This is a genomic window from Lentzea sp. DG1S-22 (genome assembly GCF_036321065.1).
Classification (GTDB): Bacteria; Actinomycetota; Actinomycetes; order Mycobacteriales; family Pseudonocardiaceae; genus Lentzea; species Lentzea jiangxiensis.
The window spans coordinates 1,260,082-1,282,720 of sequence record NZ_CP143276.1 but is presented as its reverse complement, the minus strand read 5'-3'; the positions used below and the strand labels follow the sequence as shown (position 1 = coordinate 1,282,720).

19 protein-coding genes and 2 pseudogenes are annotated in these 22,639 nt (G+C 67.8%); 9 read left to right on the top strand and 12 right to left on the bottom strand.

The genetic code is table 11. The features are described from left to right. The first annotated feature begins 9 nt into the window (after positions 1-9). Both V1227_RS05575 and V1227_RS05570 read left to right on the top strand, forming a co-directional pair. Positions 10-471, top strand: coding sequence for a thioredoxin family protein (locus V1227_RS05575; RefSeq protein ID WP_329791383.1), 462 nt, complete (start codon positions 10-12; stop codon positions 469-471). 70 nt (positions 472-541) lie between these two features. After that, positions 542-1,690 (top strand): MFS transporter, encoded by a 1,149-nt coding sequence (locus V1227_RS05570; RefSeq protein WP_329791382.1) that lies wholly within the window; start codon positions 542-544, stop codon positions 1,688-1,690. Between the two features lie 241 nt (positions 1,691-1,931). Here the strand turns inward: V1227_RS05570 and V1227_RS05565 are convergent, their stop codons facing one another. The 3 genes from V1227_RS05565 to V1227_RS05555 all read right to left on the bottom strand — a co-directional run bounded on the left by V1227_RS05565 (position 1,932) and on the right by V1227_RS05555 (position 5,432). Then, positions 1,932-3,227, bottom strand: coding sequence for an SGNH/GDSL hydrolase family protein (locus V1227_RS05565; protein WP_329791381.1), 1,296 nt, complete (start codon positions 3,225-3,227; stop codon positions 1,932-1,934). 40 nt (positions 3,228-3,267) lie between these two features. Continuing rightward, positions 3,268-4,557: a twin-arginine translocation signal domain-containing protein gene (locus tag V1227_RS05560; RefSeq protein WP_329791380.1), complete on the bottom strand. Its 1,290-nt coding sequence runs from the start codon at positions 4,555-4,557 to the stop codon at positions 3,268-3,270. Between the two features lie 512 nt (positions 4,558-5,069). After that, positions 5,070-5,432, bottom strand: a complete 363-nt coding sequence (locus V1227_RS05555; protein WP_329791379.1) for a hypothetical protein — start codon at positions 5,430-5,432, stop codon at positions 5,070-5,072. A gap of 580 nt (positions 5,433-6,012) precedes the next feature. Here V1227_RS05555 and V1227_RS05550 point away from each other — a divergent pair. After that, complete coding sequence (locus tag V1227_RS05550) at positions 6,013-7,455, top strand: flavin monoamine oxidase family protein (RefSeq protein ID WP_329791378.1); 1,443 nt, start codon at positions 6,013-6,015, stop codon at positions 7,453-7,455. Between the two features lie 339 nt (positions 7,456-7,794). Here V1227_RS05550 and V1227_RS05545 read toward each other — a convergent pair whose 3' ends face one another. Further along, positions 7,795-8,379 (bottom strand): class F sortase, encoded by a 585-nt coding sequence (locus V1227_RS05545; protein WP_329791377.1) that lies wholly within the window; start codon positions 8,377-8,379, stop codon positions 7,795-7,797. Further along, entirely contained in the window at positions 8,376-9,491 is a 1,116-nt protein-coding gene (locus V1227_RS05540; protein ID WP_329791376.1) for a vWA domain-containing protein, read from the bottom strand. Before V1227_RS05540 ends, V1227_RS05545 begins: the two co-directional genes overlap by 4 nt. A 263-nt stretch (positions 9,492-9,754) precedes the next feature. On the opposite strand from V1227_RS05540, the gene V1227_RS05535 reads away from it, so the two are divergent. Together V1227_RS05535 and V1227_RS05530 are read left to right on the top strand one after the other, a co-directional pair. Beyond that, on the top strand, positions 9,755-10,318 hold the full coding sequence (locus tag V1227_RS05535) for a hypothetical protein (RefSeq protein ID WP_329791375.1): 564 nt from the start codon (positions 9,755-9,757) through the stop codon (positions 10,316-10,318). 281 nt (positions 10,319-10,599) lie between these two features. Then, on the top strand, positions 10,600-11,124 hold the full coding sequence (locus V1227_RS05530) for a hypothetical protein (RefSeq protein ID WP_143022867.1): 525 nt from the start codon (positions 10,600-10,602) through the stop codon (positions 11,122-11,124). Between the two features lie 312 nt (positions 11,125-11,436). On the opposite strand, the gene V1227_RS05525 is transcribed toward V1227_RS05530, so the two are convergent. The 6 genes and pseudogenes from V1227_RS05525 to V1227_RS05500 all read right to left on the bottom strand — a co-directional run bounded on the left by V1227_RS05525 (position 11,437) and on the right by V1227_RS05500 (position 15,370). Further along, positions 11,437-11,601, bottom strand: a complete 165-nt coding sequence (locus tag V1227_RS05525) for a hypothetical protein (protein ID WP_329791374.1) — start codon at positions 11,599-11,601, stop codon at positions 11,437-11,439. 761 nt (positions 11,602-12,362) lie between these two features. Beyond that, positions 12,363-13,235: pseudogene (locus V1227_RS05520) on the bottom strand (cation:proton antiporter); the annotation flags it as partial. Positions 13,236-13,240: 5 nt separating this feature from the next. Then, a pseudogene (locus V1227_RS05515) lies at positions 13,241-13,713 on the bottom strand (cation:proton antiporter regulatory subunit). Further along, on the bottom strand, positions 13,710-14,378 hold the full coding sequence (locus V1227_RS05510; protein ID WP_329791373.1) for a response regulator transcription factor: 669 nt from the start codon (positions 14,376-14,378) through the stop codon (positions 13,710-13,712). The pseudogene V1227_RS05515 and the gene V1227_RS05510 overlap by 4 nt, the downstream one beginning before the upstream one ends. Then, positions 14,375-14,995: a sensor histidine kinase gene (locus tag V1227_RS05505; protein ID WP_329791372.1), complete on the bottom strand. Its 621-nt coding sequence runs from the start codon at positions 14,993-14,995 to the stop codon at positions 14,375-14,377. The genes V1227_RS05510 and V1227_RS05505 overlap by 4 nt, the downstream gene beginning before the upstream one ends. Before the next feature lie 63 nt (positions 14,996-15,058). Then, entirely contained in the window at positions 15,059-15,370 is a 312-nt protein-coding gene (locus tag V1227_RS05500; RefSeq protein ID WP_329791371.1) for a hypothetical protein, read from the bottom strand. A gap of 203 nt (positions 15,371-15,573) precedes the next feature. Here V1227_RS05500 and V1227_RS05495 point away from each other — a divergent pair, with 203 nt between their 5' ends. Together V1227_RS05495 and V1227_RS05490 are read left to right on the top strand one after the other, a co-directional pair. Further along, positions 15,574-15,732: a hypothetical protein gene (locus tag V1227_RS05495; protein ID WP_442916462.1), complete on the top strand. Its 159-nt coding sequence runs from the start codon at positions 15,574-15,576 to the stop codon at positions 15,730-15,732. Between the two features lie 1,442 nt (positions 15,733-17,174). Continuing rightward, complete coding sequence (locus V1227_RS05490) at positions 17,175-18,446, top strand: cation:proton antiporter (RefSeq protein ID WP_329791370.1); 1,272 nt, start codon at positions 17,175-17,177, stop codon at positions 18,444-18,446. Positions 18,447-18,502: 56 nt separating this feature from the next. On the opposite strand, the gene V1227_RS05485 is transcribed toward V1227_RS05490, so the two are convergent. Next, complete coding sequence (locus V1227_RS05485; RefSeq protein ID WP_329791369.1) at positions 18,503-19,960, bottom strand: NAD(P)/FAD-dependent oxidoreductase; 1,458 nt, start codon at positions 19,958-19,960, stop codon at positions 18,503-18,505. A gap of 496 nt (positions 19,961-20,456) precedes the next feature. On the opposite strand from V1227_RS05485, the gene V1227_RS05480 reads away from it, so the two are divergent. Together V1227_RS05480 and V1227_RS05475 are read left to right on the top strand one after the other, a co-directional pair. Continuing rightward, the gene (locus tag V1227_RS05480) at positions 20,457-21,248 is read left to right on the top strand and encodes a class I SAM-dependent methyltransferase (RefSeq protein WP_329791368.1); all 792 of its coding nucleotides are present in this window, start codon (positions 20,457-20,459) and stop codon (positions 21,246-21,248) included. Between the two features lie 54 nt (positions 21,249-21,302). After that, on the top strand, positions 21,303-22,625 hold the full coding sequence (locus V1227_RS05475) for a salicylate synthase (protein ID WP_329791367.1): 1,323 nt from the start codon (positions 21,303-21,305) through the stop codon (positions 22,623-22,625). The last annotated feature ends 14 nt before the right edge of the window (positions 22,626-22,639 follow it).

Genomic DNA, 22,639 nt, shown 5'->3' with positions numbered 1-22,639 from the left:
GGAGTTCTGATGTCCCTGCTCAAGAACTGGCTGCGCGCCGGCGTCGCCGTCGTGGCGCTCCTGGCCTCGACGCTGCTGCCCGCGGCAGCCCAGGCCGCTCCGACGGCCGGCTCGAACACCCGGATCAGCGCGGAGAACGTCGTCGCGGTGACGTCCGCGAACTACCAGCAGGTGATGGAGGTGTCCAAGACCAAGCTGGTAGTCCTCGACTTCGGCGCCTCCTGGTGCCCGCCCTGCCGCCAGCTCAAGCCGGTGATCGAGAAGCTGGCCGCGGAGTACAACGGCCGGATCCTCGTCGGCATGGTCGACGTGGACGTCAGCCGTGACCTCTCGTCCCGCTACCGCATCCAGTACCTGCCCACGCTGGTGCCGGTGCGCAACACCGCGGAGCTCCCGGGCTCCCGCATGATCGGGTTCAAGGGCGAATCCGCGCTGCGGACGTGGATCGACGCCCAGCTGGCCAAGGGCTGAACCCGGTCCGCCGCCCCGGCACGGGTGTCCTGGTCCCGTGCCGGGGCGGTTCTCACGTGAGAGGAATCCCTTGTCCAAGAACAGGCTGCCGTGGCGGGCGCTGCTCGCACTGACCCTGACGGTGCTGCTCGGCTGCCTTTGCGAGGTACTGCCCGCGGGGTTGCTCCTGGGCATGTCCGAGGAGCTGCGGGTGTCCCCGTCCGCTGCCGGACAGCTCGTCACCGTCTACGCGGTCACCACCGCGGTCACCGCGATCCCGTTGACCGCGCTGACGTCCCGCCTGCCTCGCAAGCGCGTGCTCCTGGCACTGGTGCTCGGGTTCGTCGTGACGAACCTCGCGATCGCGGTGTCCCCTGGTTACGGTGTCGTGCTGTGTGCACGGGTGATCTCCGGCGCCATCACCGGCGTGATGTGGTCCCTGGTGGCGGTGTACGCGATGCGGATCGCACCGCCAGGGCAGGCCGGCCGCGCGCTGGCGATCGCGATGGCGGGCACACCCGTCGGCTTCGCGGCGGGGGTGCCCGCCGGCACGGCTCTCGGTGAACTGGTCGGCTGGCGCTGGTCGTTCGCGGCCATGGCGGCGATCGCCGTGCCGTTGCTGTGCTGGATCCTGCTCGTGGTGCCGGCGGTCACGACCGAGCCGGCGCAGCCGACGCGACATGCCTTGCCGAAGTTGCGTCGGATCCTGGTCGTGGTGTTCGTGTACTCGTTGGCACACAACATGCTCTACACGTACATAGGTCCGGTCCTCGCTCGGCTGACACAGGAAGCCCTGCTGACCACGGCGCTTCTCGTCTTCGGCATTGCCGCCGTGGGTGGGATTTTCGCAGTCGGATCCACAGTGGACAGCAGTCCTCGTGGAGTGCTGGGCTGGTGCCCGTTGCTGACCGCTGTCGGCATGGTGCTGCTGGCGGTGTCCGACGACGCAGCCACGACGCTGATGGCGTGCGCGGTGTGGGGTCTGGCGTTCGGCGGCGCCCCCACGGCGTTCCAGTCAGTCACAGCTCTGATCGCGGGACGAGACGCGGATCGAGCTCAGTCGCTGACCATCGCGGCCTGGAACGGCGCGGTGGCAGGGGGTGCCGCGGTGGGAGGAGTGGTGCTGGACACCGCGGCACCCGCGTTGACTTGGACGGCCGCAGCACTGATGGTCGTGCCGTTCTGGGCCGCGCTCCGCCTTCCCGCCGCCGTGGGGCGCAACGCGTCCACAGGTTCCTGATGGTGGATCCGCTGCGGTGAGCGGCTTTGATCAGCTGCATAAACCGCAGGTCAGCCCTGCTTTCTCCTTCGGTGCTCCCGTCCGAGGTCCGGCCGGGGCGGCGGCACGTACCGAGGTCACCTCGGCAGGAGAAAAGCCGCCGCCACTGGCCTCCGATAGACCTCCACCTCCGTTGGACGGCGTGGCAGACGCATCTGACGAGCTGTGCTCCCCCGACCGGTCGGCGGTATCGCCGGGATGGTCACAGTTCGGCGAGTGGGATGGTGTCGGCGATGCGGCGGTAGCCGGCGTTGTTGGGGTGCAGGCCGTCGCCGCTGTCGTAGGCGGGGCGCAGTGCTCGAGGATTGGCCGGGTCGGCCAGTGCGGTGTCGACGTCGGCCACGGCGTCGTAGCCGCCCGCCGTGCCCGCGGTGGTGCGCATCCAGCTGTTGAGCTCGTTGCGCATGGCTTCGTTGCCGCCGACGCAGCCGCATGGTGGGAGGGTGGCGCCGATCGCGGTGAGCCCGCGCTCACGAGCCCACTTGATCAGGTACCGGTGGCCGTCGATCAGTTGTTGCGCGGTGATCACCGGTGCGCCTTGGGCGCAGCCGGTGGTGCCGCCTTGCGAGCGGATGTCGTGGATGCCTTCGAGCACGATGAGCGTGCGCACGCCGGGTTGGGTGGCCACGTTGCGCCGGAACCGGGCGATCGCGGATTCGCCGCCGCAGGGTGAGTCGCTGAGCACTCGGTTGGCGCTGATGCCGACGTTGAGGACCGGGCGTGGGGTGTTGTTGCGCGCCAGGCGTTCGGCGAGTTCATCGGGATAGCGGTTGTTGGCGTCGGGGGTGGAGCCGTAGCCGTCGGTGATGGAGTCGCCGAGGGCGACGATGCCGTCCGGCGGGCGTGCCTGGTCGCCTCGGACGTCCACGCGGGTCAGGAAGTACCAGGAACCGGATCTGCCGGTGAACGCCGTGGCGGCGGGGTCGACGCGGTGATCGCCGTTGGCCAGGTAGCTGGTCGCGGTCGCCCGGCTGTGGTAGGTCGCGCGGCCGGTGTGGCGGGCGAAGTACAGCGTCACGGTCAGCTGTTCCAGCGGTGTGGTGCGCATCAGCAGCGGGTCGCTGTCCAGTTCCGTCCCGATCGGGATCTGCGCCCACTGCCGGCCACCGAAGGTGAGGTGGCGCTGGGAGCCACGGCGCAGCGTGGCACCGGCTTCGGTGCGGGCGATGGTGGCGCCGGTGACCGGTAGCGGGGTGTCGCCGTAGAGGTTGGACAGGCGGATGCGCACGTGGGTGCCGCCTGCGCTGATGCGGACGACCTGTCGCAGCGACTGGTTGGTGAAGCCGCGTTGCGACCAACCGGGGACGTTGGGGTTGCGCGGCTGTTGCGCGGCGGCCCAGGAGCCTCTCCAGTACACGTCCGCGGCCTGGTTGCTCGCCGCGACACCACCGATGCCGGAGGCGGTTGCGTCCGGCGTCGCGGCGGCCGGCGAGACCACGGCGGCGATCGCCACGCCGACCACGACCACACCCGTGAACAAGGCTTTCTTCGGTCTCATGTCAACCGTGTCTCTTCCGTGTCGGGCCTCGCGGCCGAGTTCAGTACGTCGCGTTCTCCTGCGACCACATGTGCCACTCGTCCCAGACCCTGTGGGTGCCGGAGCGGTTGGGGGCCCAGTTCTTGCGGCGGGTGTTGCTGCCGTCGACGGTGATCAGATATCGCCAGATGTCGTGCTGGGTGGCGCCCTCGCGGGTGAAGGGGAAGTTGAAGAAGTGACCGTGCCAGCGGTTGGCCTTGACCAGCAGCCGGTGCAGCGCGCGCATCGTGTTGTAGTTCCACTGGGGCTGGCCCTCGAGGGCCGACAGGCCCGCCACGCCGTCGCCGTCGTCGCCCCAGAACACCAGGTGGGTGTGGTTGGGGTACTCGGCCCGGTGGGTGCGGAAGTACCACTCGAGGTCCGAGATGCCCATCGTGGTGCGCAGGAACTTGACTTGCTGGTCCACGGTCCTCTTGGCTTCCCGGCCGACCGCGTCGTCCCATTGGCCGTTGAGGCTCTCCAGCCGGCACAAGCCGTTTTCCTGGCTGCGCATGTGCTTGTAGATCAGGGCGAAGTGGCCGGTCTGGGCCCGGAGCTGGGTCAGCCACGCTTCACCGCCGTTGTGGATGCCCTTGAAGTAGAAGCCCATGGCCGCACCGGGCATCAGCAGCGTGCGCGATCGGAGCCAGTCGTCGGTGCGGGCGTTGATGCCCCGGGCGACGTAGAGGGCGCGTTCCCGCAGTTCGGCGCAGTTGTTCAGGTTGGTCTCGATCGCGGCCACGCCGTGCAGCGCGCCGGCGATGCCCTCCTGCCGGGCGCGGTTGACCAGTCTGCTCATGTCGTCGATGAACTCGTCGGCGCCGGCTTCTGTGAATGGACGCTGGTAGCTGATGATGACGCCGCTGCGCTGGAACCACTGCCGCTTGAACAGGTAGGCCCTGACCCCCTGGCGGTGCAGCTCGCGCAACAGCTTGATGACCTCGTCGTCGCGCTGGCGCTTGGTGGTGCCGTCGGGCAGGTCGCCCATGTTCGCCACTCGCAGCGCCACGGTGTCCAGGTTGTTGTTGGCCAACGAGAACGCCGCAGTGGCATAGGGCAGGCCGCGGGTGTCGAACCGGGCCGTCAGCGTGGGGTTGGGCGGTTGCGTGAGCATTGCCCCGCGCCACTTCAGCCCTCGGATGGCGTCCGGGCTCTGCGCGAGGAACGCCCGCTCCTGCGCCTCGGCGGCCGGGAGGTTCGGGTCCGCAGTTGCCTTGGGTGGCGCCAAGCCGCCCGAGGCAGCCCCCGCAACGCCCGCCACGGCGGCCGCAGCGGTGAATCGGAGCAGATCGCGTCGTGTCGTCTCGCTCATGACAGCCTTTCGGATGGAAGGGATGGTCGATCAGTCTTGACTGGACGGTCCGGTGCAGTAAGTCCACAAGACCGCATTGCTGTGCCGTCATGTCCGGCCGATTGAGCAAGCTCGACATAATGGCGACACAGGTGAACATCGAGCGCATGGAATCGATATACGATCTTTGGCCAACGACTGGAAATAGTCGTTGGTGAGCCGATGGGAAAGACCAGGGGAATCTCACATCATGCGGTTCGTGCCAGGTCATCACCCCCCGGAAGTGGTCGCCCATCGGAGACAGGTTGATCCAGAGTTGACCTGTATGTGGTCGCCCGTGCCCTTCCGACGAAGCACTGCCCATTATTGGGCACCTGTTCCGACACGTTCGGGTACTGCCTGTAACACTTTAGTGAGGTTTTTGACTACCTTCGGTGCAGGTGCTGGTCTGATGCGGTGCACTCGTGTGCGCCATTCGCATGGGAGATAAGTCGCGACGAATCGGTGGCGGAACCCCTACGGTCTCCGCGAGGTCATCGAAGACCACTGATCACGGGACGAGATGTGCCCAGAATCGGCACCTCGACCGGCGCTCCGCTCATCGCCGGCCCGCTCACCGCTGGAACGGTGGCACCGGCCAGCGCGGCCACCGGCGTTCTGCACATCACGCACAACGACCAGAGCACCACGCGCGCCAACCCGCCCGCTCGCGCCTGCATCGCCAGCGACGCCCCGGAGGGCAATGCCACGGGCCGGGCCAGTTCGACCGGTATAGCCGGTGGCACGTTCCGCTTGGTCGCGGAGGCCGTGTCGGAGGGACCGCGCGCTCGACACAGAGACGCCTTCGAGCGCACTGGGGGCTTGATCGTTGCCATGATCGCCTCCGTGCTGCTCATCGCTGTCATGGAGAGCCATCACAGGCCGCACCGCACGAATGTTCGCCGACACCCGGTTGTATTCAGCGGACCCAATCATTCACGCGGTGATCGAGGTCGTTCTCCGTCCAAAACATGATCGGACGCGCGCCATCGTCGACTGACTGCCGTCTGACCTTCAGACGCATTAGCTTTTCCTCGGCCAGACCCGCACGACGGCGAGCAAGATCAGTCCTGGCACGATCGGGATGAGGTGAACACGGGCTTGAAAGCGCGGGTGGTTGCCACCGACACGGCCTACTCGCCATCCAACTGCTACACGCGCGAAGTCCCTGGCACACAAAGACATATTCCATTTGTAGCGGCATGAGGCCGGGAACAGCGACGAAATTGGGATTCGGGAACGATGTCAACGGGTCCGTCGAAACGTTGTGGGTCAGGGACTGCCAGGGCGGTTGTCAACCCAGCGTGTCACTGATCGGGAACCGCGAACCACTCCATCGTGTCGTAGTCCGACGTTTGATCCGGCAGTACGGTCGAAACGAGGACGGCCGCCTCTCCTACCAACTCAGGGTGACGACGGTGAGCGAGGGATTCGGTCATGGCTGTGGACGTGCTCGACCTGTTGAAGGACGGGTTGCCGGAGAGTTCGGCGCCGAGGCGCCGGGTCGTGGTGGTCGGTGCCGGTATGGCGGGCTTGACGGCCGCCTTGTTGCTCAAGGAAGCCGGGCACGAGGTCACCGTCCTGGAGGGGCAGAACCGGTTGGGTGGGCGCGTCCTCACCCACCGCGGGTTCGCGGGCGACATGTACGGCGAGTTCGGCGCGATGCGCTTCCCGGAGCAGCACCCGCTGGTGCAGTGGCTCATCAAGGACAAGTTCGGTCTCGCGACCAAGCCCTTCCCGATGTACGACGAGGACACGTTCATCTACCTGCAGGGCAAAGGTGTGCGGCGGCGCGACTTCGACGCCACCTCGTTCAACTTCGACCTGTCGACGGCAGAGGCCGACAAGACGCCGCACGAACTGCTCCGGCACACCGTGCAACCGCTGATCGACGTGATGGAGAGCGAGGGCCCGGACAGGGCCTGGCAGAAGATTCTCGTCGACTACGACAAGTACACGCTGCTGGGCTACCTCAAGGAGCGCGGGCTCGGTGACGGCGCGCTGTCCATGCTCGGTCCGCTGTTCAACCTGGAGGGCCGCTACCACTTCTCGCTCGTCGAGTGGTTCTCCCACTACTACGAGGACGTCTTCGGCGACCTCGTCTACATCGTGGACGGAGCCGACTCGCTGCCGCGCGCGTTCGAGCCGTACCTGATGGACGACATCCGGCTCGGCGCGCAGGTGCACGGCATCGACCAGGACGAGAACGGCGTGCGCGTGCACTACCGCTCGGGCCGCCGATCGCACACCGTCACCGCGGACGAGGTGGTGGTGACCGTGCCGTTCGCGGCCCTGCGGCACATGGAGATCCAGGGCCTCGACCCCGACAAGTGGTACGCGATCCGCAACACCTACTACGGCCGCGCGCACAAGCTGTTCATGCAGTTCAGCGAGCGGTGGTGGGAGAGCTCGTACGGCATCACGCACGGGCTCACGGTCACCGACCTGGCGATCCGCAACATCGTCTATCCACCGGCCGGCCAGGACACCCGCTACCGCAAGGGCGTGATGATCGCGTCCTACTGCTGGGAGCAGGACAGCATGCCCTACACGCCGCTGGCCGGCGAGGAGAGCGTGCAGCAGGCGTTGGAAGACCTGGTCAAGATCCACCCGGAGGCGCGGGACACCTTCGAGTTCGGCGTCTACAAGGACTGGGCGCTGGACTGGTACGCGTGCGGCATCGGCCCGCTGTTCCGCGCGTTCGAGATGAGCGAGGGCTTCTACGAGGACGTGGTCCGGCCGGTGGGCCGGGTGTGGTTCGCCAACGACGCGTGCGACCGCCGTCACCGCCGCTGGGTGGAGGGTGCGCTCAAGGCCGCGGTGAAGAACGCCTTCGCCATCCACGAAGGCATGCGCGACGAAATGCCCTGGAAGGACTAGCACGGCATCTGTCAGTCGTCGTGGAGGGCCGGGGTGGGGGAACCGAGCAGATCGGCGCCCCCACCCAGCCACCTCGGCGAAGGCGTTGTCGAGGCGGGCTCTGGTCAGCCACGTCCGCAGCGTTGTTCGAGTTGACCGACGCAGGCCGAGCCGGCATCGTCCGATTGCGCAACGTTGTTGCCCGCCAAGCCGTTTCCCGCTGCGACGGGCGGATTGTGCCGGCAATCGATGTCAGCCACTGGTCACGTCCGGACGCCAACACCCTCCATGCCACGCGGTGCGAGGGTCAGCCCGTGGAACCGGGCCAGGTCGACCGACGCGTGACACGTTCACCCTGCTTCAGACGAGGTCGGCGTAGGCGATGACGTTGTCCCTGTAGTCGCCGGTGGTGGGGTCGAAAACACCGCCGCAGGTGATCAGGCGCAGTTGCGGGGTGGTGGTCTCGCCGTAGACGGAGTCGGTGGGGAAACGGTCCTTGGGGACGCGGTCGACCCGACTGATGGTGAAGGTTGCAGTGCTGTTGTCGTAACGGGCGACCTCGACGCGATCACCGGACTTGAGCTTGGCGAGGTCGTGGAAGATGCCGGGGCGGCCGTGGCCGTCGACGTGGCCGAGCAGAACGGCGGGACCGGTGTCGCCGGGTGCGGGGCCGTGCTTGTACCAACCGGCTTGGAGGGGTTGGTCCAGCGGCGGGACCTCGGCAGTGCCGTCGGGGTTGAGTCCCAGCGGGATCAGGGTGGAGCGGGCGCCGAGGGCGGGGATGCGCACCTCGGCCGGTGCCGTTGCCGACATCGCCGGTGGTTGCGCCGTGACGGGTTGTCCGGTCGGGCCGTCGTCACCGGAGGGCAGGAGCAGCCCGGCGGCGAGCAGGCCGGCGACCAGGAGTGCGGCCGCGGGGATGACCGCGTGCTCGCGGGCGGTCACGGTGCCGTCCCGCCGGTGTCCACGCCGCCGCGCGGGATGATGCTGACCTGGCGGTTGCCGGGCAGTGCCGCTGTCGGTGGCGGGCTGCCGGGACTGGTCGGGGTGGTGCTCGCGGTCGGGACCGCCGTGGTGGTCGGGGTGGTGCTGGGCGAGGGTTCGCGGATGATCACGTTGGTGCAGTCGGTGACCTTGCCCTGCCCGGCGTAGTCGGTGCCGTGGGCGGTGACGCACAACGGGTGGTTGCCGACGTCCAGCGGCGGGGTCTCGACGGAGTAGCGGACCTGGCGCGGACCGGGTTGGGGCAGAACCGGGGTGATCTCGGTGATCGGCAACTCCGGGCCGCCGTCCACGGTCAGCGTCAGGCGCTGCAACTCGGAGGGGAACAGCGCCTCCAGCGCCGCCGGCAGGCCCCTCACCTCGGAAGCCTCGACGCACGTGCCGCCGGTGACCTCCGCCATCCGCTTGAGGCTGCGCGAGCCGTTGCCGCACCCGGCGTCAGGACCGAACGCCACGGTGTGGATGTCCACCCGCTCCGGCACCTGGGACAGCGCGCCTTCGAAGTTCTCCAGGGCGTGGTTGTCGCGGCCGTCGGACAGGAAGATCATGATCGACCGAGGTTCGGTCGTCGCGTTCGCGGCCTCGGTGCCCGCCCTCAGGCCGGCGGTGAAGTTGGTGCTGCCGTCCTGCCACTGCAGGGCCGCCAGCGCGTTGTGGAACTGCGGACCGGCGGCCTGACCGGTCCAGAAGACCCGGCCGCCGGTGGAGAACGCGGCCAAGCCGACGCTGCCGGCGCCGAGGTACGGCTGCTGCGCCACCTTTCGGTGGAACTCCGCGACAGCCTGCTTCTCCGCGTCCCACCCGGCCTGGGTGAGGCTCCCGGAGCTGTCCAGCACGTAAACCAGTGACGTTCTCGGCGTCGCCGCCTTGGTACCGATCGATGCCGTGCCGACCACCGTGGTGGTGCCCTTGGGGATCACCGTGTCGGGCAGCGGCGTCTCGATGTCCACCGCGATCCCGATTCCACCGGGCAGCGTGCCGTCCACCGCGCCCGCCGGCACGCCGCCGGCCACCACCAGCACAGCGGCGGCCAGACCGGCTCCGAGCCTTCTCATCCGTCATGTCCTCACGTCGCGGGATTTGCCCTCCTTCAACGAGACCGCGGCACACGTGGATATCAGCCAAACGGGTGTATCCCCAGCAACACGCGAAAGGTCGCTGTCGCTCAGGCCTGCCGAAAGGCAGGCCAGCAGTAACGGGCAACGCGGATTCCCCTGGGCCGACACATACGGAAAGTGTCTTCCTTTTCCCCCATTTGGCGCGCCATCGCGGGATTACAGTGTGATCCGGCCAAGTCCCGGATGTGAGGAGTGTTTTGATGAGAGCCACGAGAGCAGTGGGGCTGTTGTCAATGGCGCGGCGGTTCTTGACGGGCGCCGTGGCCGCGTTGGCGGTGGCGGCCGGAGTCGTGGTCACCGCGCCCACGGCCCAGGCGGCGACCGAACTGCTGTCCTGCGTGGGCAGTGGCGCCAACACGTACAACCCAGGGGTGACCGCGCAGCCCAAGGTCGTCTCCATCACCTCCAGCGCCGACTACGACTCCTGCGCCTCCACCGGATCCCCCACCATCACCTCCGGCGGGTACGCGATCGTGGCCAACGGCCTGGTGTCCTGCCTCGGCGGCGGCATCTCCATCACCGTGACCATCACCTGGAACACCGGCGAAACCACCACCGTGGCCGCAGTCGGGCTCGTGGTGCTGCGTCCCGCGAACGAGGTCGTCGTGGTCTACCAGGGCACGGTGACCGCGGGCAGGTTCACCGGAGCCACCGTCGTGATGACCGCGGCGCTGCTCAACACCACACCGGCTCAGTGCTTCACCCCCGAAGGCGTCACCGGCACCAGCGGCCCCGCCAACATCACCATCACCCAACTCGCCTGACCCGCCGCCTCGCGGATCGACCGACACTCGGACTGCCAGGTCTCCGGCAGCTCGAAGTCGTCCTGATGACGCAATCGAGTGCCGGAGTCCTCGTCAACGTCAACGGCCAACCCTTCTCCACCAAGCCCATGTCACTTCACAAGGAATAATTCCTCCAGCAGCGACGCCTTGCGCACACCTACGGACAGTGTTCCACCACAAGCCGTTCAGCCGATTGAGAACGGATGAACGGATCGCAAAACTGGATTCGCTCATCACCTTTCCGGAGAACAGGAATCCTCATGCGTCTGCGTTCATTGATCGTCGCCGTGGTCGGCGCGCTGCTCGGCGTCGCAGGACTGTTCCACGTGCCCGCTTCGGCTTCCGCGGTGGACGTCAACTGCGCTCTGGGCACCCAGGTCGGCACCTACTCCCCCGGCATGACGCTGCTGCCCAGACACATCGACTTCCACGCCACCGGCACGCTGGGCGGCTGCGTGTCCCCCAGCCATCCCGAGATCACCGGCGCGACCTTCACCTCGTTGGTCAGCGGCACGTTCAGCTGCCTGGCCGGCTCCACCACCAACACCTCGACCTACCACTGGAACACCGGGCAGAGCAGCACCGTCCGAGGTGGCTTCGAGGTCAACCTCAAGCCCGGCGGCACCACGGTGCTCGTCCTGACCGGCACCGTGGTCGACGGGCTGTTCCAAGGCGCGACCGTTGTCCAGACCAAAGTTCTGCCCGCCACCGACCTCACCGCCTGCCTCACCCCTCAGGGCTTGACCAGCGTCAGCGGAACCGTCACCTTCACCGCCGTCCTGTGAACCGCCAGACGATGGGGTGAGGAATCGATCCGGCGGTGCGCAGAACATCACCGGGTGAAGGCCGCCTGCTCCAGGTTCGGACTTGCCGAACTACCCACCGAGGACTCGTCCAGAACGCGGCCGGTGAGCTGCGGTCTGTCAAAACGAGCGGCTCTGGCTCGTAACCGTTGGTGACGCGTGCACGGCGGCTGGTCTGCCCGGCTCGGGACTGCCTGCGGCAGACTTTCCGCAGACAGGTCCTCGGTCTGGTGGAACACCATCAGCCCCGCACGAAGCACGGCGAAGGTCACCGCGATGGTCCGGCGGCCAGACTCAGGCCACTGCCAGGTACAGGACCGCCAGCAGTGAGCTCGGGCCGCAGATGATGAAGAGGCCAACCACGCCGTAGAACGGTTCTTTCTTAACGACCATCGCCGCCGTCACACCGAGGGCGGTCATGACGACGGCGAGAAGCAATACCAGCACGACAACGGACATGTGTTCATTCCTTCGCAAAGTGGGAGTCATGGGCGCGCGCAGGTGCCGCCGCAGTGCATCCGTCACGAACCCGGCGCTGCGGCGGGTGGGAACAATCCCGGCTCGGACTGTTCAGCTCACGCGGCCGGAGGTGCGCGGGTCGATGGCGGGCCCGATATGGCAACCGCTGCCCCGGCGCCACCGATGTCGTCGATCAGCGACCATCCCGGCATCGTGCGCGCAGCGGTCGCGGGCCAGAACACGCCCCACCAGGTTTCTGATGTCGCCGTCGTGAGCACCTGCCATGCCGCTACCGCCCTACGCGGCCGGTCGTGCAGAACGCCGTGTGTGAATGGTGCAGCGGACACCGACGCGTTGTTCGCAGGTGCTCGATACTGTTCTGCGTTCTCGGTGTCGTTGCGCGACAGGTGAGGTGCGCTCAGTCCGACGAGCACAACTGCGAGCATCACCATGTGCAGAAGCGCGTGCTGACCTACCGGTAGCCGCTCGGCTCGCGTCATCAGCTGTCCGCGGTGACGTCGATCGCCTACTTCACTACTGAGGGTGCTGAGCGCCTGTAGATGGCGCTGGCGCGGTTGCCGTCGACGACCGGTTCCGCTGATGCCCGGCCGATCCAGGCGTAGCAAGCGACCACCAGGGCGGCGGTCACGCTCAGCCCGTGCAGCTCCGCTCGGCAAGTCCGGGTCACCGGGATCGCGATCGCCGAGGCCGACGTCACCGCCACGCTCGATCCAAGTCCGGGGCGAAGTGCGGAGATGGGTGCCGAGCACCGGCGGGATCGTCGCGGGGTCGGTGTTGAGGCCGAACACGACGAAGAACATCGCCGCGAACAGGTCGCGCAGCGGTTCGAGCAGGCGGGTGGCGTTCTCGGCGGTGGAGCCGGAGATCGCGAGGCCGAGCAGGAATGCGCCGACCGCGGCGGAGACCTGCAGCTGCGAGGCGATGCCCGCGACGAGCAGTGCGGAGCCGAGCAGCTTGAGCAGGAACACCTCGTGGTCGGGGCTGTCCACTATGGCGGAGATGTAGCGGCCGTACTTCAGCGCCACCACCAGGACCACGGTGATCGCCAGCAGGGAGATGCCGACGGAGGTGAGGCCGCCGAGGAAGCTGACGCCCGCCAGGACGGCGGTGAGCACCGGCAGGTAGACGGCCATCGCGAGGTCCTCGAACACCAGCACCGACAGGATCACCGGTGTCTCGCGGTTGCCGAGCCTGCCGAGGTCGCCGAGGACCTCGGCGATGATGCCGGACGAGGAGATGTAGGTGACGCCCGCCATGGCGAGCGCTCCGACCGGGCCCCAGCCGATCAGCAGTGCCACGACAGCGCCGGTGCGGCGTTGAGGACGATGTCCAGCACGCCTGCCATCCACGACTTCTTCAGACCCGTGGTGAGCTCGGATGCCGAGTACTCCGGTCCCAATAACAACAGCAGCAGCACCACGCCGATCTCGTTGGCGAGGTGTGCGAACTCCTCGATGCCGTGCAAGGGAATGAGACCGCCGGAGCCGAACGCGAGACCGCCGACGAGGTAGAGCGGGATGGGCGAGATGCCGAATTTCCACGCGAGTCGGCGAGCAGCCCAAGCCGAAGAAGACCGCACCCAGCTGGATCAGCGCGATCGTGGTGTCGTGCACGTGCCTCAGCCGCCCGTCAGGATCTCGGCGGCGGTGTCGAGTCCGTCCGCGGTGCCGACGACGACCGCGAGGTCGCCGTTCTCGAACAGGAAGTCGGGACCTGGCGAAGGATGCGCGTTGCCCGCGCGCACGACGGCCACGATGGACGCGCCGGTGCAGGTGCGCAGTGCGGTGTCGCCGAGCGTGCGGTTCGCGTACGCGGTGACCGGCAGCTGGCGGGTGCTGATCCCGGTGATGTCGCGGTGCTGCCTTTCCAGCTGGGTGACCAGTTGCGGTGCGCCGAGCAACCCGGCGAGGGTGCCCGCCTCCTCCGGGGTGAGCGGGAGCGAGGCGGCGGTGGCGCCCAGGTCGTCCTGTTTGGACATGATCAGCTCGAACCTGGCGTCGCGGTAGGAGATCACGCCGATCCGGCGGCCGGAGCGGATGGCGAAGTCCTGCCTGACCCCTGTGCCGGGCAGGGCGTCACTTCTACGTTCACGGAGCGTGGTTCCTTGGCCAGGGTTCGATGAGCCCGGCGCGGATCGCGTACCGGGTGAGTTCGAGGCGGTCCTTGAGCCCGGGTTTCTGCAGCGGGTTCGCGCGGTGCCGTTCGACGGTCTTGATGCTGATGACGAGCAGATCGGCGATCTGCCTGGAGGAGTGGCCTTCGGCGACCAGCTTGAGGATTTCCTCTTCGCGGTCGGTGATGGCGCGAGCGGGGATGCCGCTGCCCTCTCGTGCCCGGTCGAGGCAGTTGCGGATCAGGGAGTTCACCGCGCCGGGGTACAGGAACGGCTCGCCGCGCATCGCCGCCCGGCACGCCTCGACCAGGTCGCGGTCGGCGACGGACTTGAGCACGTACCCGGACGCGCCGGCCTTGAGCGCCTCGAAGAAGTACTGCTCGTTGTCGTACATCGTCAGAATCAGAATCCGCAGTTCCGGCAGCAGCCGCGACAGCTCCCGCGCGGCCTGCAACCCGGTGAGCCGGGGCATCGCGATGTCCAGGATCGCGAGGTCGGGCCGGTCGGCGCGGGCCATGCTCACCGCTTCGGCTCCGTCGCCGGCCTCGGCCACGACGGTCAAGTCGGGCTCGTTGTCCAGAATCAGCCGCACACCGCGACGCACCAGAGCGTGGTCGTCGGCCAGCAGGATGCGTACGGTCATCCGCGGTCCTCTCCCTGTGCGGCGGCCGCCCGGACGACGAGCCGCACCGCGGTGCCGCCTTCGGGCGCCGGTCCCACGGTGAGGTCGGCCCCGACCAGCGGAGCACGTTCGCGCATGCCCCGGATTCCCGCGCCCTCAGCCGAGTCGCCGATCCCACGCCCGTCGTCGCGGATGCACAGTTCCGCGCCTTCCGGGTGGGCACGCAGCACCAGGTCCACCTGGCTCGCTCCGGCTTGCCGCACGGTGTTCGTGAGGCCTTCCTGGGCCACGCGGTAGACGACGAGCTCGGTCTCGGCGTCCAGGGCAGGCACGTCCTTGTCGAAAGCCCGCCGCACGGTGAGGCCGGCGCGCTCGGAGATCTCGTGCACGAGCGACTTGAGAGCGCTGACGAGCCCGAGTTCCTCGAGCACACCCGGCCGCAGTCTGCGCGCGATGCGGCGGATCTCGCCGAGTGTGCTGCGCGTCGTCTCCTGCACTTGGCGCAGTTCGTCACGCATTGGCCCCGGTGACTGGTCCATGACCCGTTTGAGCCGCAGCAACACCGCGGTCAGCGACTGTCCGACCTCGTCGTGCAGCTCCTGCGCGATCCGGCGGCGCTCGGACTCCTGCGCGGACAACGCGCGCCGAGCTGTGCCCGCGCTCGGTTTCCAGCCGGTCGATCATGCTGTTGAAGGTGGTGATCAGCTCGGCGATCTCACCGTGCCCCGTCGCGGCCAGCCGGGGCCGGGCTTGAGCAGGTCGATGGTCGTCATCTCGCGGGTGAGCCGGCCCAGCGGCGCCAAACCGATCCGGATCAGCACGGCGTTCGCGATCAGCATCACGGCGAGGCCCGCGACCAGGATCACCGTCTCCCCCAGCAGCGCAGGCGTCGACACGGTGGCCGGGCCGAAGATCAGCAGTGCGGCGGCCAGCACCAGGGCCAGGGCGTTGAGCAGGAAGATCCGCCCGAACAACGACACGCGTGCTGCCTCCTCGTGATCACTTCCCGCCACGCCTGTGAGGCTGCCTGCCCAGCCACCCAGCTGTCCATCCGTGGCAACACCCATGTTCGTCCGCCGCGGCCCGCCACGCCGGGCGGGCCGGTGGTGGCCGGGTCCTGCGGATTTGAGGGGTCGAACGGATCGCGGACGGACGCCGCCGTGGTGGACCGTGAGGTGACAGAGCCCTCGACCGCACTCGCCGCCGGGAGGCACCCGTGTCCCGTCTCGACCATCGCCGCACACGACGGCTCACCTGGACGTTGTTCGCGATCGCCCTCACACTGCTGATCGCCGGCGTCCTCGTACCGCACGCACTGCTCATCGCCGCCGGCCTGATCATGGCAGGCTCGCTCGGTCTCGGCGGCAAGCGATGAATACACGACTCAGATCCCCGAGGTTGGGTGTCGCACCTGATTGTCGAGGCCGTGTCCCCCGCTGAGACTGACCGGACCGGGTCCGCTCGCGACGGAGACAACCATGACCACACCGGGACATCTGGCCAGACGCAACGAACGGGCTGGCGCCATGCAGGCACGCGACATCGCCGTCATCGTTCAGACCGTCACGGCGGACGACCAGGTCGCCAAAGCCCTGCGGGTCATGGCGGTCAGCGGAGTTCCCGGTCTCGTCGTGGTCGACGACCAACTCAGGCCGTGGACCGTCCTGCCGGGTCGCCGACCTCGTGCACACCAGCGTCATCGACACCCTCGACCGCCAGGCCACCCACCGAATGCCGGAACCATCCGCCCTGCTTCACCGGCCGCCTGCGCGGTGCCACAACGCGGCGCCGAGCCGTTGACCTGCGATGATCATGCATACGGGCCGTGAGGCATGCGGGTGAAGTACGGCGTTACGTCTGCGGTGCCTGATCTCGGTCCGTCCCACCGACTGGCTGGTTCTGTCGCGTTGTTGCTCTCGACCCTGGTCCACCGTTGTAGCCGTCGAGTCCGATACCTCTGAGTTCGGCGGCCAGATCATCGCTGATGCGTTCGAACGCAGGTCAGCTCTCTGTGATCAAGAGATCGGAAACGGCGCTACTCACGTTCCGACGATCACGATCTCCTAGATGGCTCATGCGTTGTGTCCACGTCATGCAAGCGTGCCGCCGTCGATGGGCCAATTCACACCGTTGACGACCGGCGCTTCGTCACTGGCGAGGAAACTCGAACCGTTCGAACGTGACAACGACCCGATGCATCACTCAGCCCAGTCGGCATGATTAAGCCCACCAGACCAACAAGCCGCTCATACGGGAAAGCAACGGTCACCGTACGTGACACAGAAGGCGCGGCGCACCCGAATCGAACGCCCTGGACGCGTTAATCCACGCACGAAGGCGTCATCAATGCCAGTCCGGCCAAAATGCCAACATGAGCGTCCATATAATGAGCTCTGCCGGAAATTGCGGACGCTCTCCGGACCGGCGTCGCTACAGGATTTCGGTAGGCGCAAGATCGACTAATCAGCTCGCACCATCTGAGCCAACGACTCGCCAGGACTGCGGCCGCGACAAGCGCGATCCGCCGCCTTGTGCAAACTCGCCACAGACCGGCCCACTGCGGTTCTGGCCGAAATGCTCGGCATCCACATCAGCGTCGCAGCGTGCGAGCAGTGTGACCGCGCCGCCGACGTCTGCGCCCGGCCCAGCCACCCGAGGAAAGGTATTCGGACAGTTGCGATATCCGACGTCGCCAGAGATGCCACGCCAAGAAGACATGATCCGGCGGTTGCCGGCACATCACGCTGAACAGACCTGCCCAGCCGCGGCATCGCCGACTGCGGGCTGCCAGGCGGCAGCCCGCCCGGAGACATCCGCGTGGTGACCCCGGATCACCTCGTGTACGCGCTCCACGTCGCGGCCGCGACCGCTGGTGCGATCGGCGCCGGGAAGGTCGGCGGCTTCGTGGCGCGTCGGGTCCGGCAACCCGAGGTGATGGGCGAAATCCTGGTCGGGCTGCTCATCGCACCGGTTGCCGCCCACGTGCTCGGCGCGGGAGTGATCCACGTACTTCTGCCCGACCGCGTCCTGACCGGCCTCACGGTGGTCGCGGAGGTCGGCCTTGCGTTGTTCCTCGTCGGCGTGGCGCACGAACTGCGGGAGGGCTTGGCCCGGACACCGCCCGGCACGGTCGGCTGGGTGGCCGCGGGCGGCTTCCTGCCGGCGGTGACCGCCGGCCTGCTGCTCGCGATCTGGGTGATGTCCTTCGAATCCCCACACGTTCGCGGCAACGCACCGGCCTCCGCGTTCGTGGTGATGATCGCCGTTTCGCTGACGGTGACAGCGGTGCCCGTCCTGGCGCGCATCCTCGTCGAACGCGGGATGACGGCGACCGCGACCGGGAGGCTCGCGCTGGCCTCGGCGATCGTGGTCGACGCCGGAGCGTGGCTGGGGCTGGCGCTGGCGGTCGGGTTGGCCACCGGCGACTTGGTGGGGCTGGTGCGCTCGGTGGCGGTGCTGGTCGGAGCCGGGGCCGTGGCGCTGGTGGTGCGGCGCCTGCTGGGTGCCAGGCGGGTCAGCGAGTCGTGTGCGCGGCGCCCCGTTGCCTCCGCCGTGCTCGTCGCCGCCGTGGCCCTGGGCTTGGCGCTCGCCGTCGGGTACGGCGGCATGACGTCCGTCCTGGGCGCGGTGCTGGCGGGGTTGGCCGTGCCCACGGCGGGGCGGTGGACGTTCGCGGTGGCCCGGGTGACGGCGGTCGGCCGAGCGCTCGTACCGGCCTTCTTCGTGGTCACGGGCATCGCGGTGCTCGGCGATGGTCTCGCCGGCACCACGATGTCGCTCGTCGTGACCGCGATCGCGCTGGGGATCGCCGGCAAGGTCCTCGGTGGCTATGCGGGCGCACGTCTCGCCGGGCAACGCCCCTGGCCCGCGCTGCGGATCGGGTGCCTGCTCAACACCCGCGGCCTGACCGAGCTGATCGTGCTGCGAGCCGGCCTGAACGCCGGTCTCCTGACGCCGCCGATGTTCCTGGCGCTGCTCGTGATGGCCTTGGTGACCACCGCGATGACCGGCCCGTCCCTGACGCTGGTCGACCACGTCGAACGTCGTTCCCGACGACAGCGCGCGGGACGGCGGGAAGAGGGCAGGTGACCGGTCGGTGCCGGAACGGTGGCCCCGCACCGGCACCGATCCTCACGACCGGGGCGTCAGTGCCCCTGGTAGGCGAGGCCGAGCCGGGGTTCCGTGACCACGTACAGCCCGGGAGGCCGCACCTGGCCTGGAGAGGGGAAGCCCATCTTCCCCGAGTTGAACAACTTGAACCTGGCCTGGGTGAGCTCGTCCTGGCCGACCTGCGTGGACGCAGCCGCCGGAGCCGAGGGTTCCCTGCGCACCTCGACCATGTGCGAATGGGCCCTGGCCACCGCTTCCAGCGCGACCTCGAGGGTCACCTTGGCGTCCCGCAGATCCTCGATGCCGGAGACGATGTCGGTGAACGCCTGCTTCATGTCGGCGTCACTGCAATCCCGCCGGGTGAGGCGTTGCGCCTCCCAGAAGTAGGACTCCTTGCCCTGGTACTGCTGGTACAGGTTCGAGATGACCAGCAGGTAGCGAAGATACGCGTTCCGGTAGGTCTCGTCGTAGTGGACCGCCGCGGCCTGCTCGGTGACCTCGCCCCGCACGGTGCTGGCCAGGCAGGCCGCGGCGAGCGTCGCGCTGTACATCGCGAGGTGCACCCCCGTGGAGAGCAGGGGATCAAGGAAGCACGCGGCGTCCCCGGAGAGGAAGTAGCCGGGACCGGAGAAGCGGTCGGCGGTGTAGGAGTAGTCCTGTTCGACGCTCAGCGGCGAGATCCGTTCCGCGGACGACAACAGGTCGGCGACGAGCGGACACTCCTCGATGCCCGCGCGGTAGATCTCTTCGAGGTCGAGCCCGCTGTCCCGCTTCGCCTTGAAGTCCGTCGTGTGTGTCACCAGGCCGACGCTGAGCCGGTCGTCGTGGAGCGGGATCCCCCAGAACCAGCCGTGGGGAACGGAGCAGATCGCGATGGCGCCCCTGGGCCCTGCGGGCAGCTTCTTCGCGCCGGACCAGTACCCCCAGACGGCAACGTTCTTGAAGGTTTCGTGGAAACGACGCGTGCGCAGGTGGCGATTCGTCATGACACCCGCCCGGCCGGATGCGTCGATCAGGTAGTCGAATTCGATTTGCCGTTCCTCGCCACCCCTGTCGGTCGAGGCCCACACGGCTGACCGCGGCCGGTCGCCGTCGAAACCCAGCCGCTTGACCTCCACCCCTTCCATGACGTTCACGCCCTGGCTCTTGGCGTGTTCGAGCAGGAGGTGGTCGAAATCGGCGCGGGTGACCTGGTACGAATAGTCGGCCTCCCAGCCCGGGAGGTCACCGAAGGTCACGTCCCACGACTCGTGCCCCCACTCGAAGTGACCCCCGCCCTTGAACTGGAAGCCGAACGCGTCGATCTTCTCCCGCGCACCGAGCAGGTCGAGGACGGGCAGCAGGGCCGGGAGAAGTGATTCGCCGATGTGGTAACGCGGGAAGACCGCCTTCTCCATGAGGGTCACATCGAGCCCTTCGCGGGCCAGCAGGGTGGCAGCGGTCGACCCCGCCGGGCCACCACCGATCACCAGAACGCGTACAGCGCCGGACATGGTCATTCGATTTACCCCTACTGGGTAGATGGTCAAGGGCGCACTCGGGGCAGCCGCGACTCGCCGCACGACGGCGATTTGGTTCGTCAACGCGGTGCCCGTCCGAGGCATTCCATTCGAGCCGACCGTTCTGGTGCGGCTCCGTCATCAGGTATAGCCCCGTCCTCCAGGGCCAACAATGCTGTACCCCTGATCGTGGAAAACCGGGCACCGGCAAGGTGAAGACCATCAGGACATCGATCTCGCCACCGGTAACCGCTCGCGCCCGATCCGCGAGGAATTGTTACCGATCAGGTGAAGATCCCACCACGCCTCACACCCGGAGGTCGCCCCGTGATCCACTGGTGGCGTGGCCCAGGTCAGTGCCGGGAGAATTCGCGGTCGGACGGGTGCATCGTGATGCCCTGCTGGACGTGAATTACCCCGGCGAACGTTCTGGGCGGTATCCGCCATGTCCCGATCCCAGCGCGCAACACCTCCCGGGAGTGCAGTCACGATGCAGACACAACCGCCTCCGGCGGACTACGTCGACCCTTATGCCGGTTATGACGACATCCATCTGCGGTTGGCTGAGTGGGCCATCGACAAGACCGGCGAGCGCACACCGGTCGCCATGGCCGACTTCTTCGAGATGATCTGGACGAACCACGCGGCTCCGGTGCGGGACGTGCTGGAGCTCTGCTGCGGCTTCGGCCGCAACCTGCGCGTGCTGATCGAGCGGGGCTTCTCCGTCACCGGTGTCGACAGGTCGCCCCCGATGCTCGCGCGGGCCCGGAAAGAGCTGGGTGACGAGGTGGAGCTCATCCGTGCCGACCTGCCGGACCTACCCGTTCGACGTCAAGTCGACGCGGTCGTGTGCCCCGGCACCGCCTTCAACCACGTGGCCGGCGAGAGCCAGCTCGGCCGGACGTTCGCCGAAGTGGCCCGCGTCCTGCCGAGCGGCCGCACGTTCATGTTCGACCTCATGTCGTGGCACATGCTCAAAGAAGCCTTCCGCGACAACGACCTCGCGGTCGACCTGGGCGACCTTGCCGCCTTCTGGCGGTTCGACAGCGATCCCGCCACCGACTACTGCGAGTACCACTCCACCCAGTTCATCGAGACGGACGCCCCTGGGCTGTACCGGGTGGAACGGGAGGTCCATCACCTCCGCGCGTTCAAGCGCGAGGCGATCCGCCGCATGGCCACGGCCGCGGGGTTCCGGGAAGCGGCCGTCTACGACAACTACACGACGCGACCCGCTTCGAACGACACGCTGTACGAGACATGGGTCCTCGTCCGCCGATGAGGCGAACCGGGCCTCCGGTCATTTCCCCCGTCCAAGCGAACGAGGAAGATCAACATGATCACCGCAGCCCGGCACTACTCCGAGACGAAGGTCGCAGTGACCGGGGATCCGCTCGACGTGGTGGTGCGCTTGGCCGAAGCCGGGCTTCACGACGAGTACGTCATCTACGAGAAGGACCGTGAGTTCTCCTACGCCGGCGGGGTGCTCGCCCAGGTGATCCTCGACCGGAACGGGGGCAGGACCGTCGACACGGCACTCGCCTGGAACGACAGGCCGCTGAGCATCGTCAGGTCCTTGCTCTCGGACCTGCGGGTGGACGGCTGGCGGGCCTACGGGTGGGCGGCCTTCGAACTGTCCTACGTCAAGAACGGTGAACAGGACCTGCTCGGTGGTCAGCGTCTGGCCCACCTGGTGGTGCCGCGGTGCGAGGTCCGCGTCACCGACGGGTGGGCGCGGATCAGAGCGGTCGACCCGGCGGAAGCCGACGCCCTGACCGATGTGCTCACCGACTCCAGGCCGCCCGTCATGCCGCGTCCCGAACCCGTGGGCGTGCGGAACACGGACGTTGACGCCTACCACTCGGCCGTCATGGATGCCGTCGACGAGATCAAGGCGGGGCTGTTGCAGAAAGTCATCCTTTCCAGGGTGGTCGATCTGCCCGACGACATCGACCTCACCGCCACCTACGCGCTGGGCCGCCGGGCGAACATGCCCGCGAGGTCTTTCCTGGTGCGCTTGGACGGCGTCGAGGTGGCCGGCTTCAGCCCGGAGGTCGTCGCGTCCGTGAGCGCCGACGGCGAAGTGGTGAGCCAGCCGCTGGCCGGCACCCGTGCGCTCTCCGATGACGAAGTCCTGAACGAGTGTCACCGCAGGGATCTGCTCACCGATCCCAAGGAGATCTACGAGCACGCGATTTCGGTGAAGGTCGGCAACGACGAGTTCCTGTCCTTCTGCAAGCCCGGCTCCGTGCACGTGCGGGAGCTGATGTCGGTGAAGCGACGCGGCACCGTGCAACACCTCGCCTCGAAAGTCATCGGGCGACTCGCCGACGGCCGCGACGCCTGGGACGCCCTAGGGGCGATCTTCCCCGCCGTCACGGCATCAGGTATCCCGAAAGAAGCCGCCTACGGCGCGATCCGGCGCCACGAATCCGAAGTTCGAGGCCTCTACGGGGGCGCGGTGATGACCGTGGACCACTCCGGTGCGCTCGACGCCGCCCTGGTCCTCCGGTCGGTGTACCGCGAGCGGGGCCGCACCTGGTTGCGTGCCGGCGCGGGCATCGTCGCGCAGTCCACACCGGACCGCGAGTTCGAGGAGACCTGCGAGAAGCTGGACAGCGTCGCGCGCTTCCTCGTCCCGGCCGCGAGCCGAGGTTGAGGAGGGGAGCTTTC

Bases quoted from the DNA above. Each gene is read 5' to 3' on its own strand.
- V1227_RS05480 (WP_329791368.1), top strand. From the start codon at position 20,457: ATGCAGACACAACCGCCTCCGGCGGACTACGTCGACCCTTATGCCGGT.
- V1227_RS05475 (WP_329791367.1), top strand. From the start codon at position 21,303: ATGATCACCGCAGCCCGGCACTACTCCGAGACGAAGGTCGCAGTGACC.
- V1227_RS05525 (WP_329791374.1), bottom strand. From the start codon at position 11,601: ATGTCCGTTGTCGTGCTGGTATTGCTTCTCGCCGTCGTCATGACCGCC.
- V1227_RS05555 (WP_329791379.1), bottom strand. From the start codon at position 5,432: ATGAGCAGCACGGAGGCGATCATGGCAACGATCAAGCCCCCAGTGCGC.
- V1227_RS05485 (WP_329791369.1), bottom strand. From the start codon at position 19,960: ATGTCCGGCGCTGTACGCGTTCTGGTGATCGGTGGTGGCCCGGCGGGG.
- V1227_RS05550 (WP_329791378.1), top strand. From the start codon at position 6,013: ATGGCTGTGGACGTGCTCGACCTGTTGAAGGACGGGTTGCCGGAGAGT.
- V1227_RS05510 (WP_329791373.1), bottom strand. From the start codon at position 14,378: ATGACCGTACGCATCCTGCTGGCCGACGACCACGCTCTGGTGCGTCGC.
- V1227_RS05565 (WP_329791381.1), bottom strand. From the start codon at position 3,227: ATGAGACCGAAGAAAGCCTTGTTCACGGGTGTGGTCGTGGTCGGCGTG.
- V1227_RS05530 (WP_143022867.1), top strand. From the start codon at position 10,600: ATGCGTCTGCGTTCATTGATCGTCGCCGTGGTCGGCGCGCTGCTCGGC.
- V1227_RS05535 (WP_329791375.1), top strand. From the start codon at position 9,755: ATGAGAGCCACGAGAGCAGTGGGGCTGTTGTCAATGGCGCGGCGGTTC.
- V1227_RS05575 (WP_329791383.1), top strand. From the start codon at position 10: ATGTCCCTGCTCAAGAACTGGCTGCGCGCCGGCGTCGCCGTCGTGGCG.
- V1227_RS05540 (WP_329791376.1), bottom strand. From the start codon at position 9,491: ATGAGAAGGCTCGGAGCCGGTCTGGCCGCCGCTGTGCTGGTGGTGGCC.
- V1227_RS05560 (WP_329791380.1), bottom strand. From the start codon at position 4,557: ATGAGCGAGACGACACGACGCGATCTGCTCCGATTCACCGCTGCGGCC.